This is a genomic window from Actinoplanes aureus (assembly GCF_015704865.1).
Lineage (GTDB): Bacteria > Actinomycetota > Actinomycetes > Mycobacteriales > Micromonosporaceae > Actinoplanes > Actinoplanes aureus.
Window position 1 is genome coordinate 132,312 of the sequence record NZ_JADQTO010000027.1, and the last position, 11,851, is coordinate 144,162.

Consider the following 11,851-nt stretch of genomic DNA (forward strand, 5'->3'; position numbering starts at 1 on the left):
CCGTCCCAACCGCGCGCCCGCGTCTCCCGCGGCGCTGCAAGGAGGTCACCGCATGCCTGCCAAGCCTTTCGCCGTACGCCTGAACCTCGACGAGATCAGCCGCAACGAGCTCGCCGCCGCGCTGCACCGCCCGGCCGCGGACGGCTCGGACACCGAGCATCCGGCGGCGGCCGGGTCCGCACACCACGGCGCCCGGGATGAACGCCAGGCCGCCCGGGAGCGTTCCGGCCGTGCCCGAGCGGGCCGTGCCGCCGGCGCTTCCGGAGGCCGCAGCTACGCGTTCCGGCGCAGCTGATCCAGACACACCAGTGCCCCGGCGTCCGCCTTGGACGCCGGGGCTCTCTCCGCGGATAGCGCCGGTCAGCCCAGCTGGGCGTACACGTCGTCGATCTGGCCGTGGTACATGTCGGCGTTGCCGGCGAAGTTCGGCCCGCCCACCCGCAGCGGCAGGTTGTTGTCGACCGACAGCGTGGCCGGCACCGCGACCCGCTTCCCCGGGACGCCGTCCACCGAGATGGTCAGCACCGTTCCGGAGCGTTCGCAGACGATCCGGTGCCAGTTGCCGTCGATGACGGGTCCCGCCGAGATCGCCGCGAACGCCTGCCCGGTCCCCCGCCCGACCATGACGCACTGCGCCCGGCCGCGCGGCCCGCCGATCTGCATCTTCCACTGGCTGTCCGCGGTCGCGACGCCCTTCTGCATCACGTTCGCCGAGCCGGTCAGCTGCGCCCGGGTCAACCGCACGCTGGCCGCCCACCGGAAAGTGCGGGTACCGGGATCGAGGTCGGCGTCGTCCGGCGCCTCCAGGATCGCCTTCGCGCAGGTGGTGACGGTGGCCGCGCACACACCCGGGAAGGCCGCGAATCGCCCGGCGCCCAACGTCATGAACGCGATGGACCCGTTGTTGACGCCCCGGACGGTGAGGGCGCTGCCCCGCCCGGAGAGCTCGGAGATCCGGCCGGCGACAGCGCCACCGTCGAAGTTGTACCGGGCGACCAGGGTGGGCGCGGGCACCACGACGGGCGCGGCCGCCGCCGGCGCCGCGACCACCGGCACGGCGAGAAGAGCAAGAATCGAGAGCCTGAGGATCTTCATGGGGAAAAGATCCCTTACCTACCGCTTTGGCGGTTTAATACCTTAAAAAGTAGATCGTACGGGTTCAACCGTTTACCCGAAGCCGTGATCGTCCCCGCTTGGCACTAACCGCCCCACCGCCCGCCGGGTCAGAGAATGTCCGCGGCCTCGGCCATCATGCAGACCGCGACCAGGCGCAGCAGCGGCCACCCCGCGCCCAGCCACTCGGTGGTGGTGGCCGGTGCCGCACCCGGCTGCGGGATCGGCCGCCCGACCCGGACCGCACCGGCGACGACCGACCGCGCGTAGGCCGCCAGACCGTCGCCGTCCACCCCCCGGCCGGCACCGAGCAGCATCTCCCGCACGGCCGCCGCGTGCTGGTCGATCCGGGCCAGTAGCCCGGGCGAGGCGAACGCGGCGGCAAGGCCGTCGACACCCACCCGCGCCATCATCTCGTCGAGGAACGCACCGGCCGGAACGGCGGCGGCGTCATCGGCGATCGGGGCGAAGGCCAGGTTCTCGTTCGTCATGTGGGAGAACCTAGATCGTGGTGAGCGGCAAATACAGGTCCGAAACCGAACGGCACCCCAAGCGCCACCCGCTCAGCTCAGAGCGGCAGCGCGTCCATCGCCTTGTAGATCCGCTTGTCCGAGATCGGATACGCCGTCCCGAGCGACTGCGCGAAGTAGTTGATCCGCAGTTCCTCGATCATCCAGCGGATCTCCCGCAGCCCCTCCTCCGCCGGCCCGCCGGCCACCGCCTCCGCGCGCAGCTCCCGGTACTCGGACTCGATCTCGTGGATCTGGGTGGTGAGCTGCCGGTCCCGCCCGAGGCTGCCGCCGAGCCGGTCCAGCCGGTAGACGATGCCGCGCAGGTAGCGCGGCATCTGATGCAGCTGGCGCCAGCCGGCCTCGGTGACGAAGCCGGCGTGCACCAGACCCTTGAGCTGCTGACGGATGTCGGCCAGCGCGGGCAGCAGGGCGGGATCGCGGAGCACCCGGAGCCGCTGCTCGACGTCGTACGCCGTGGCGAGCACCGCCTGCACCTGGGTGACCACGTTCGCCACCGCGTCGACAAGGTCCTGCCGGACGGTGTCGCGCAGCGAGGCGAACTCGATCGACGACCACACCGGTCCACCGGCGTCGGCGACGAGCCGGTCCACGGCCGCGCCCGCACAGTCGTCGAGCAGCTCCGCGATCGACCGGTACGGGTTGCCCCGGGACAGCTCCAGCTTGGCCTTGTTGTCCAGGCGCCCCTGCAGGTACCGGGCGGCCGGCGGCAGGGTGAGCAGGAGCAGTCTCCGGGTGCCGGCGACCATCGCGGTGCGCTGGGAGGCCTCGGTCTCGAACACCCTGATCGCCACGCTGTCGCCCTCGTCGACCAGGGCCGGCCAGACGTTCACCTCGTAGCCGCCGCGCACCTGGGCGATCCGGCGCGGCAGCACCCCGAAGTCGTTGGTGGTGATGCCGCGGCGCTCCAGATCGCCGGCCGCCTTCGAGATGGTGGCCTGCACCTTCGGCGCCAGCCGGCGGCGCAGCACCTCGAGGTCGCGGCCCTCGGCCACCACCTCGCCGGCCTCGTTGACCACCCGGAAGTTCATCCGCAGGTGCTCCGGCACCTGGTCGGGACGCCACGCGTCGCGGGGCACGACGGTGCCGGTGAGGCGGCGCAGCTCGTTGCCGATCGCGTCGGGCAGCGGCCCGCGCCGGGCCGGTACCCGGTCGAGGACCGCCTCGGCCCAGTCCGGCACCGGGACGAAGCTGGTGCGCAGCTGCTTGGGCAGCGCCCGGATCAGCGCGATCACCACGTCCTTGCGGAAGCCGGGCACCGACCAGCCGAAGTCGTCCGCGTCCAGCTTGTTGAGCAGTTCGAGCGGCACCCGCACGGTGACGCCGTCGGCGTGCGAGTCGGGCTCGAACTCGTAGTACAGCGGCAGCTTCACCCCGCCGGCCAGCCAGGCGTCCGGGAACGCGTTCGGGTCGACGGTGTCCCGGCCCGCGTTGACCAGATCCTCGCGGGTGAAGTGCAGCAGTTCCGGGTCGTCCCGGCGGGCCTTCTTCCACCAGCCGTCGAAATGGCGGGCGGAGACGACCTCGGCCGGAACGCGGGCGTCGTAGAGCGCGTACACCGTCTCGTCGTCGACCGCGATGTCGCGCCGCCGGGCGCGATTCTCGATCTCGGTGATCTGCCGCAGCAGCCGTTTGTTGTCCTCGAAGAACTTGTGGTGCGTCTCCCAGTCGCCCTCGACCAGGGCGTGCCGGAGGAACAATTCCCGGGACACGACCGGATCGACCTTGCCGTATCCGACCCGGCGGCGCGGCACGATCGGCAGACCGTAGAGGGACACCTTTTCGAAGGCCATCACGGCGCCCATCTTGCGGTCCCAGTGCGGTTCCGAATAGGTGCGCTTGACCAGGTGCGGAGCCAGTTTCTCGGCCCATTCCGGCTCGATCCGCGCGTTCACCCGGGCCCAGAGGCGGCTGGTCTCGACAAGTTCGGCGGACATCACCCAGCGCGGCTGGCGCTTGAACAGCGCCGACCCCGGGAAGATCGCGAACTTGGCGCCGCGGGCGCCGATGTACTCGCGCTTCTCCTGGTCCTTCATGCCGATGTGGCTGAGCAGACCCGCGAGCAGGGCGGTGTGCACCGGCTGTGCCGCGACTCCGGCTTCCCAGTCCTCTTTCACGGAAAGATTGAGCGTACGCGCGACCTGTCGCAACTGCGCGTAGATGTCCTGCCACTCCCGGATCCGCAGATAGTTCAGGAATTCGGAACGGCACATCCGGCGGAACTGGTTGCCGGAGAGCTCCTGCTGTTTCTCCCGCAGATAACGCCACAGGTTGAGGAAGGTGAAGAAGTCCGATTCCTTGTCGGTGAACCGGGCGTGCCTCTCGTCGGCCTGCTGCTGCTTGTCGGCGGGCCGCTCACGCGGGTCCTGGATCGACAGGGCGGCCGCGATCACCATCACCTCGGCGACGCACTCCTGCCGGTCCGCCTCGATCACCATGCGGGCGAGCCGGGGGTCGACCGGCAGCTGGGCGAGCTGGCGGCCGAGCGGCGTGAGCTTGCGGTCGTCGAGCGCGCCGAGCTCCTCCAGCAGCTTCACGCCGTCGTTGATGTTGCGCCGGTCCGGCGGGTCGATGAACGGGAACTTCTGCAGGTCACCGAGCCCGAGGTTGGTCATCTGGAGGATGACCGACGCCAGGTTGGTCCGCAGGATCTCCGGCTCGGTGAACTCCGGTCGCTGCTCGAAGTCCTCCTCCGAGTACAGCCGGATGCAGATGCCGTCCGACGTACGCCCGCAGCGTCCCTTGCGCTGGTTGGCGCTGGCCTGCGAGATCGGCTCGATGGGCAGCCGCTGCACCTTGAGCCGGTTCGAGTACCGGCTGATCCGGGCGGTGCCGGGGTCGATCACGTAGCGGATGCCGGGGACGGTCAGCGAGGTCTCGGCGACGTTGGTGGCGAGCACGACCCGGCGGCCGGTGTGCCGTTCGAAGACTTTGTGCTGCTCGGCGGCGGAGAGACGGCCGTAGAGCGGGACGATCTCGGTATTGCGCAGGTCCCGCTTGGTGAGCGCGTCGGCGGTGTCCCGGATGTCCCGCTCGCCGGAGAGGAAGACCAGGATGTCGCCGTCGGTGGGCAGCTCGTCGACGGCGGCCGAGATTCCGTCGATCTGGTCGATCGGCTCTTCGCGGATCTCGTCGTCCTCGACCAGGGTGGTGGTGAGCAGCGGCCGGTAGCGCACCTCCACCGGGTAGGTCCGGCCGGACACCTCGATCACCGGTGCCGGCTTGCCGGCCGCGTCCGCGAAGTGCGCGGCGAACCGCTCGGTCTCGATCGTCGCCGACGTGATGATCAGCTTCAGGTCGGGCCGTTTCGGCAGCAGCTCCCGCAGGTAGCCGAGGATGAAGTCGATGTTCAGGCTGCGCTCGTGCGCCTCGTCGATGATCAGCGTGTCGTAGCGGCGCAGCATCCGGTCGTTCTGGATCTCGGCGAGCAGGATGCCGTCCGTCATCACCTTGATCATGGTGTCGTCGCTCACCTGGTCGGTGAACCGCACCTTGTAGCCCACGGTCGAGCCGAGCGGCCGGTCCAGCTCCTCGGCGATCCGCTCCGCCACGGTCCGGGCGGCGATCCGGCGGGGCTGGGTGTGACCGATCTGCCCGCGTACCCCCCGGCCCAGCTCCACGCAGATCTTGGGGATCTGGGTGGTCTTGCCGGAGCCGGTCTCGCCGGCGACGACCACCACCTGGTGGTCGCGGATCGCCGCGGCGATGTCGTCCTTGCGCGCGCTGACCGGCAGCGCCTCCGGATAGACGACCTTGGGCACCGAGGCGAGCCGGCTCTCCAGCCTGAGCCGCGCCTGCTCCACCTCATCGGCGATCTCGGTGAGCGCGGCGGACCGGGCGGCGTCGTCACGGATGCGCCGGGTCCCCTCCAGGCGACGCTGAAGTCGCCGCTCGTCACGGGGCAACAACTCGGAGATCCGGGAACGCAGCTCGGCGGTGGCCGCAGGGGCAGGCGATGTCGACATGGCGCAGCAAGGATAGGCGGAACCGGGCCGAAACGCCTGGTGATTAACGCCGCCCCCGTTTCCCGGTGGCCGCCTGGATCGGTATCTGAGCGAATCAGCTGCAGCACCGGCGAGGAGACGAGGTCAACGGTGATCGTTGTCGCGGAGGATCACGAAGACATCCGGTACGTGCTCAAACGCTCGCTGGAACGCGCCGGGCACCGGGTCGTCGCGGCGGCCGACGGGAAGGCCGCGCTGGCGGCGGTCCGGGAGCACCGGCCGGATCTGGTCGTCACGGATGTCGACATGCCGCACATGACCGGCCTGGATCTGTGCCGGGCGATCCGGGCCGACGACGATCTGCGGCACATCCCGGTGGTGGTGGCGAGCGGGTCGCTGATGCCGGGCGACAGCCTGGCCGAGGACGCGGGCGCCTCGGCGACGCTGCTCAAGCCGTTCGTCCCGGCCCAGCTCCTGGCCCTGATCGCCACGCTGCTCCCGGCCTGACCGCGGGTCAGTCGCGCCGGGGACGGCCGTGCGCCCCGGCGTGCCGGCGCAGGCCGGACTCCTCGGCGGGCTCCGATGCCGGGATCGAGGGCCCGCCCATGCCGGGCAGCTGGGCCGCGTCCATGATGGCGGCACGCTCGGCGAGGGCGCGGTCCAGCGCTTCCCGGACGGCCTCGTCGTGGTCCGCGGGCGCGTTGTCCGTACCGGTCATGGTGGGTTCCTCCTCGTGTGGGACGGCGGCGGGCAGGGTGAAGTGGAAGCGCGTACCCCCGCCGGGGTTGTCGGCCACGCCGATGTCGCCGCCGTGACGTTCCAGGATGCGCCGGCAGATGGCCAGGCCGAGGCCGGTGCCGGCGTAGCCGGCGGCCTCCTCGGTCCGGTGGAAGGACTCGAAGATGTGCGGCTTCTCGGCGTCCGGGATGCCGATCCCGGCGTCCGCGACCTCGATGCGTACGCGGTCCGGCGCCACGCTCGCGCCGGTCACGTCGACGCGCGGCACATCGCCGGGGCGGACGTACTTGAGAGCGTTGCCGATCAGGTTGTCCAGGACGTGCCGCAGCATGGCCGGGTCGGCCTCGACCGGCGGCAGCGGGCCGACCGTCCACTCGGGTACCGGCTGGTCCGCGCGCAGATGCGCGATCCGGCCCTGGATCACCTCGTGGACCAGGGGTTCCAGGTCCACCGAGGTGCGGCGCAACGGGGCGTGCCGGGCGGTGGTGTACGCCAGCAGCGTCTCGATCAGGGCGTCCATCCGGTCCACGGCCAGCATGATCCGCTGTATCGATTGCCACGCGTCGGCGTCCTCCGGCAGGTCCTCGAGGGCGATCTCGGCGTGCCCTCGAACCACCGACAGCGGCGCCTTGAGGTCATGGGCCACCACCCCGGCGAAGATCGACAGGTCGGTCTCGTACCGGCGCAGCTCGGTGATGTCCCGGAAGACCGCCACGGCGCCGTGCAGACCGGCGCTGACGTCCAGCGGCCGCCCGTCGATGCTGAGCAGGACGCCTTCCGGGCGTCCCGGGTTCCGGATGATCACCTCGACGCCGTCCGACGGCTCGCCGCGCAGAGCCCGGATCAGCGGCATCTCGTCGAGCGGCAGCGGTGTCTTCCCGTCCGGGCGGTACGCCCCGTAGTGCCGCTGCCATTCCCGCGGATCGTCGCAGTCCTCGGTGACGCCCTGCAGGCGCCGCCCGGCCGGGTTGTGCAGCAGCACCCGGCCGGTCCGGTCGACCACCACCACGCCGTCGCTGATGCTGGTCAGCACCGCGCCGAGCAGGCCGGCCTGGCGGCGGCTCACCCGCTCGGCCGTCCGCAACTCGTCGGTGGCGACTTCCACCTGGGCCTGGGCCCGGGCCTGCCCGGTGGCCAGGACGTACACCAGCCAGGCGAGCAACAGGGTGAGTACGGTGCCGCCGGCCAGCGCGACGGCCGGGCCGTTGCCGGAGGCGCCGGGCAGGCGCGCCGTGTCCGCCCGGGTCACCAGCGTCCAGTGGTGATCGCCTACCTCGAAACGGGACTCGCGGGTCAGATCCGGTTCGCCCGGCACCGCCCAGTCGGCGACAACCACCCGGCTGCCGTCGGTGTTCTCGGCGATCAGGCTGCCGGCGAGCTGGCCCTGGCTCGTGACGCCGAGAATGCCGGAGAGGAAGCTGCGGCCGCGCAGGCCGAGGACCACCCAGCCACGGAACTCGGGGGTGCTGGCCCGGGTCCAGACCGGTGCGGTGAAGATGAACGACTGCTGCTGTTGCGACGCCGGCTGGCCGCGGTCGCGCAGCAGCACGTAGGTGTCGGAGACGACGGTCTGCCGGATCCGCCGCGCCTCCCGCAGCGAGGCGGTGAGCTCGGGCAGGCCGTTCAGGTCCGAGCCGCTCACGCTGGCGACCTCGGTGTCGGCCAGCAGCCGGGTGTAGATCGTGAAGAAGTGCTCCCCGTCGCCGACCGGGCGCAGGGTCATGTCCCCGGCGCCGCGCGCCCGCCAGAGGCGCTGGGCGGCGGGCACCTCCGCGGTGCGGACCGGGACGACGTACCCGACCGCGGCCGCCCCGATCAGCTTGGCGTCCTCCAGCGGGGAGCTGGCGATGTCGAAGTCGTCCCAGGTCAGTTCGGCGTCGATGGACACACCCGCGGCGAGGGTCTCGAGCACGGCGCGGTACCGGCCGACCTCGGTCTGCACCGCGGCCAGGGCCATGGCATGCCGCTGGTCCATCACCTGCTCGGCCTTGTCCCGCTGTTCCGCGTGGAGACCGGCCGCCACCAGCGCGGTGACCACCAGGCCCGCGATCAGCACCGTGACGGCGAGCAAGGGACCGGCAGCCCGCCGCTCGCCGCTTTCCCGTCGCTTCACCGTATGGAGCGTATGCCGCAAAACGCCCCCGTCGGCCGGGGTTCGGCCAACGGGGGCGAGGTCGCCCGCTCTACTTCCAGGTGTTGTAGCGGTACAGGTCGTAGGTCGCCATGATGCCGGTGACCTTGGTGTAGTACTTCGGGTCGGTGGCGTACCCGGCCTTCCAGACCTGCCAGATGAACTTGTTGGCGTCCTTGGTGTAGGTGAACGCCGGGGCGTACCGCTTGTTGTTGCGCAGGAAGTGCCCGTGGTCGCGGAACGACCGGGCCATCGAGGCGTAGGTGCGGAACGCGTCCGAGGTCTCGAAGCACCGGCCGGCCTTGGTGCACTCGTTCGTCTTGTAGACGTGGCAGCCGGTCGCGTGCGGCCCGTAGTAACCGGCCTGGCACTTGATCCCGAAGTAGTTGCGGTCGGTCGCGGAGAGGCTGCTCTTGCCCCAGCCGGACTCCAGGATGGCCTGGGCGATGGTCACCGACGGCGGGACGCCGTACTGGCGCCAGCCCTGCTGGGCGCCGGGCACCGCGGCCTTGATGAACTGCTCGGGAGTGAGCACCGGAGCCGGCGTAGCCACTGCCGGCGCGGGCTTCGCCGCCGGGCAGGCCTTGACGGCCGCCGAGACGACGTACGCGTGCGAGATGTACCGCCCGTCGGTCAGCCGGTCCCACTGGGAGGAGGTGCGGACCGTGCCGCTGACCCGGGTGCCCGTCGTCGAGCAGACCAGCTTCAGGGCCGCGCCGTTGGTGAAGCGACCGGCCCCCGCGCTCTGCGTGGACGGGCCGCGGCGCACGTTCACCGAGCCGTCCGAGCTGCGCACCCGGCCGGGCACGTACGCCGCGGCCTTGGTCTTGATCCGGTCGGCGGCGGCGGCCGGCTGGCACGCCGGCAGTTTGGCGCTGGTACGCACGTAGCCGTGCGAGACGTACCGGCCGTCGGCCAGCCGGTCCCACACCGCGGTCGTGCGGACCTTGCCGCGCACCGACTGCCCGCTCACCTGGCAGGCGATGTCGATCTTCTGGTTGTCCCGCAGGGAGCCGACCACCTTGGCCGTCAGCGAGGGCGCGGACCGGACCTTCAACGCGCTGTTGACGTCGATGGTGGCCCGGACACCGGCTGCGTACCCCGCGGCCGGCGACCCACTCACCCCGGTCCCGGCGGCAAGCACCAGCAGGGCGCCGGTGAGCATTCGTCGGGTGCTGTGCCTCATGAAAAACGTCCCCTTCGTAGCGGTCGGCGTCCGTACGAAGATCCGATGCGGGCGTTGCGTGACGCGGGCCCGGAAGGGTGCGGCTACGTTGCGGGTGTGGCGTACGCGATCGCGGTGCTTGGAATGGCGCGCGACGGGGAAAGCCGTGACGACATGACCGCCGTCGCCCCGCGCCCCACCCGGCCCGCCCGCCGGTCCGGTACGCCGCGCCGGAACACCTGGCACACCGTCACGCCACTGCTCGTCGCGACCACCGCGGCCGCACTCGCGTTCGCGGTCCACCGGGTGTTCATCGGCACCTCACTGGGACAGCTCGTGGACACCGCCGCGATGCGGGGCGGGGACGTGGAGCATCCCCGGGTGACCGAGGTGCTCACCCGTACCCTCAATGCCACCCAGCTCGCGAGCCTGGCCGTGGTCTGCGTGCTCGCGGCGGCCTTCGGCGCGCTGCGCCGCCGCCTCGACCTGTCGATCGCCGCGGCCCTGCTGGTGATCGGCGCGAACGTGACCGTCCAGCTGCTCAAGGCCGGCCTGTCCCGGCCGGAGCTGGACGACTTCCCGGCGCCCAACTCGTTCCCCAGCGGGCACACCGCGGCCGCCGTCTCGGCGGCGTTCGTGCTGGTGCTGGTCTTCCCGCGGGCGCTGCGCGGCACCGTCGGGCTGGTCGGCGCCGGCTACGTCGCGATCGTCGCCGTCGCCACCGTGTGGGCCGAGTGGCACCGGCCCAGCGACGCCGTCGCGGCGATGCTCATCGTGCTGGCCTGGGGCGCGCTGGCGGTGTTCGGCGTACGCCTGCGCCGGGCCGGCTCGCCCCGGCCGCTGCAACTGCCGAACCGCCTGGTCATGGGGGTCCTCGCGGTCACCGGTGCGGCCACCGCCGCGGTGAGCCTGTGCTGGCTGGTCGCCGTGGCCCTGTCCGAGCGCGTCCTTCCGGACCTGGTGTCCGGGCGGTTCGCGTTCCTGGCCGGCACGGCGGGCATCATCGCCACCGTGGCCGGCACGTTCATCATCTGGGTCCGGCTGAACGCGGCGGAACCGCCGGCCGGCCCGCCCGTACAGGGAGGCACGAAATGACCACCACGCCCGCCGACAACACGCCCACCGGCTCGGTCCCGCCCGGCCCGGCCGGTGTTCCGGACCTCCCCGCCCAGGCGGCCGCTTCCGGCGGCGCCACCGCCGGCCCGACCGTCGTGGTCGGCACCTACCCCGAGTACGCGCTCGCCCAGCAGGCCGTCGACCACCTCTCGGACAACAAGTTCCCGGTCCAGCGAGTCAAGATCATCGGCACCGACCTGCGGCTCGTCGAGACCGTCCTGGGCCGGCTCACCACCGCCCGGGCCGCCCTCGCAGGCGCGGCCAGCGGCGCGTGGTTCGGCCTCTTCATCGGCCTCCTCTTCGGCCTGTTCAGCGACTCCGAGTGGCTCGCGGTCATCCTCACCACGGTGCTGATCGGCGCGATCTGGGGCGCGATCTTCGGCGCCATCGCACACGCCGCCACCGGCGGACGGCGCGACTTCACGTCACGCAGCTCGCTGCAGGCCGCCCAGTACGCGGTACTCGCCGACGCGGAGGTGGCGGACGAGGCGCGCGCCCTGCTGGTCCGCCTCAACTGGCAGGCCAGCGGCGCCCAGTGAACTTCCGGGCTCGTCCCGCACCCTGCGTGACAAGCTACCGGCCTCGCCTTCGCTACGGCCGTGAGCAGGGGCGTCACGCCGCTGGCCGACGGCCGGGGCACCTGGCGGTAGGGCCTGTCGCGGTGCGTGGGGGTGCTTGCCAGCACTCAGGTGCTTGCCAGCGGCCGTGGCGCCCGCTCCGGGCGGGCAGCCCGGCAGCCGACCAGCGAAAACGGCCGGCCGGGACCCGCGCTGCGGTCGCGGGCGGCCCGGCCGCCGGCCGGGATGCTGTTTCCCGGTGGACGCGCTGGGGCCGCGACGGCAAGCCTGGCTCGCGGTGGGACAGCGGCGACAGGGTCGGCTTCGGCGGGACGCCGGTCACGCGTACCCCGGAGGAGCGTGACCGGCAAACGGAGCTTGACCGAAATTACCGCTCGCTGGAGAGCTGGGTGCGCAGCTTGGTGAGGGCCTTGGTCAGCAACCGGGAGACGTGCATCTGCGAGATCCCGATCTGCTCGGCGATCTGCGACTGGGTCAGGTTGCCGTAGAAACGCAGCGTCAGGATCTTCTGCTCCCGCTCGTCCAGCGTCGCCAGC

At 71.6% G+C, this 11,851-nt stretch carries 10 protein-coding genes; 4 read left to right on the top strand and 6 right to left on the bottom strand.

The features are described from left to right. Window positions 1–52 precede the first annotated feature (52 nt). Window positions 53–295 (top strand): hypothetical protein, encoded by a 243-nt coding sequence (locus I4J89_RS39285; RefSeq protein ID WP_196419277.1) that lies wholly within the window; start codon window positions 53–55, stop codon window positions 293–295. A 65-nt stretch (window positions 296–360) separates the two neighbouring features. Here the strand turns inward: I4J89_RS39285 and I4J89_RS39290 are convergent, their stop codons facing one another. The 3 genes from I4J89_RS39290 to hrpA form a co-directional block, all read right to left on the bottom strand. Further along, window positions 361–1,095 (bottom strand): LamG-like jellyroll fold domain-containing protein, encoded by a 735-nt coding sequence (locus tag I4J89_RS39290; protein ID WP_196419278.1) that lies wholly within the window; start codon window positions 1,093–1,095, stop codon window positions 361–363. Window positions 1,096–1,223: 128 nt separating this feature from the next. Further along, entirely contained in the window at window positions 1,224–1,604 is a 381-nt protein-coding gene (locus I4J89_RS39295; protein ID WP_196419279.1) for a DUF6401 family natural product biosynthesis protein, read from the bottom strand. A 77-nt stretch (window positions 1,605–1,681) separates the two neighbouring features. Continuing rightward, on the bottom strand, window positions 1,682–5,608 hold the full coding sequence (gene hrpA / locus I4J89_RS39300) for an ATP-dependent RNA helicase HrpA (protein WP_196419280.1): 3,927 nt from the start codon (window positions 5,606–5,608) through the stop codon (window positions 1,682–1,684). A gap of 129 nt (window positions 5,609–5,737) precedes the next feature. Between hrpA and I4J89_RS39305 the strand changes: the two genes are divergently transcribed. After that, window positions 5,738–6,094 (top strand): response regulator, encoded by a 357-nt coding sequence (locus I4J89_RS39305; RefSeq protein WP_196419281.1) that lies wholly within the window; start codon window positions 5,738–5,740, stop codon window positions 6,092–6,094. Between the two features lie 7 nt (window positions 6,095–6,101). Here I4J89_RS39305 and I4J89_RS39310 read toward each other — a convergent pair whose 3' ends face one another. Both I4J89_RS39310 and gsmA read right to left on the bottom strand, forming a co-directional pair. Continuing rightward, the gene (locus tag I4J89_RS39310; RefSeq protein WP_309238671.1) at window positions 6,102–8,438 is read right to left on the bottom strand and encodes an ATP-binding protein; all 2,337 of its coding nucleotides are present in this window, start codon (window positions 8,436–8,438) and stop codon (window positions 6,102–6,104) included. A 70-nt stretch (window positions 8,439–8,508) separates the two neighbouring features. After that, window positions 8,509–9,642, bottom strand: coding sequence for a sporangiospore maturation cell wall hydrolase GsmA (gsmA, locus tag I4J89_RS39315; protein ID WP_196419282.1), 1,134 nt, complete (start codon window positions 9,640–9,642; stop codon window positions 8,509–8,511). A 45-nt stretch (window positions 9,643–9,687) separates the two neighbouring features. On the opposite strand from gsmA, the gene I4J89_RS39320 reads away from it, so the two are divergent. Together I4J89_RS39320 and I4J89_RS39325 are read left to right on the top strand one after the other, a co-directional pair. After that, on the top strand, window positions 9,688–10,716 hold the full coding sequence (locus I4J89_RS39320; protein ID WP_230860353.1) for a phosphatase PAP2 family protein: 1,029 nt from the start codon (window positions 9,688–9,690) through the stop codon (window positions 10,714–10,716). After that, the gene (locus I4J89_RS39325) at window positions 10,713–11,276 is read left to right on the top strand and encodes a YflT domain-containing protein (protein WP_196419283.1); all 564 of its coding nucleotides are present in this window, start codon (window positions 10,713–10,715) and stop codon (window positions 11,274–11,276) included. The genes I4J89_RS39320 and I4J89_RS39325 overlap by 4 nt, the downstream gene beginning before the upstream one ends. Before the next feature lie 406 nt (window positions 11,277–11,682). Here the strand turns inward: I4J89_RS39325 and I4J89_RS39330 are convergent. Beyond that, a partial coding sequence (locus I4J89_RS39330) for a sigma-70 family RNA polymerase sigma factor (protein ID WP_196419284.1) occupies window positions 11,683–11,851 on the bottom strand: 169 nt, incomplete at its 5' end.

Bases quoted from the DNA above. Each gene is read 5' to 3' on its own strand.
- I4J89_RS39285 (WP_196419277.1), top strand. From the start codon at position 53: ATGCCTGCCAAGCCTTTCGCCGTACGCCTGAACCTCGACGAGATCAGC.
- I4J89_RS39290 (WP_196419278.1), bottom strand. From the start codon at position 1,095: ATGAAGATCCTCAGGCTCTCGATTCTTGCTCTTCTCGCCGTGCCGGTG.
- I4J89_RS39295 (WP_196419279.1), bottom strand. From the start codon at position 1,604: ATGACGAACGAGAACCTGGCCTTCGCCCCGATCGCCGATGACGCCGCC.
- hrpA (WP_196419280.1), bottom strand. From the start codon at position 5,608: ATGTCGACATCGCCTGCCCCTGCGGCCACCGCCGAGCTGCGTTCCCGG.
- gsmA (WP_196419282.1), bottom strand. From the start codon at position 9,642: ATGAGGCACAGCACCCGACGAATGCTCACCGGCGCCCTGCTGGTGCTT.
- I4J89_RS39320 (WP_230860353.1), top strand. From the start codon at position 9,688: ATGCGGGCGTTGCGTGACGCGGGCCCGGAAGGGTGCGGCTACGTTGCG.
- I4J89_RS39325 (WP_196419283.1), top strand. From the start codon at position 10,713: ATGACCACCACGCCCGCCGACAACACGCCCACCGGCTCGGTCCCGCCC.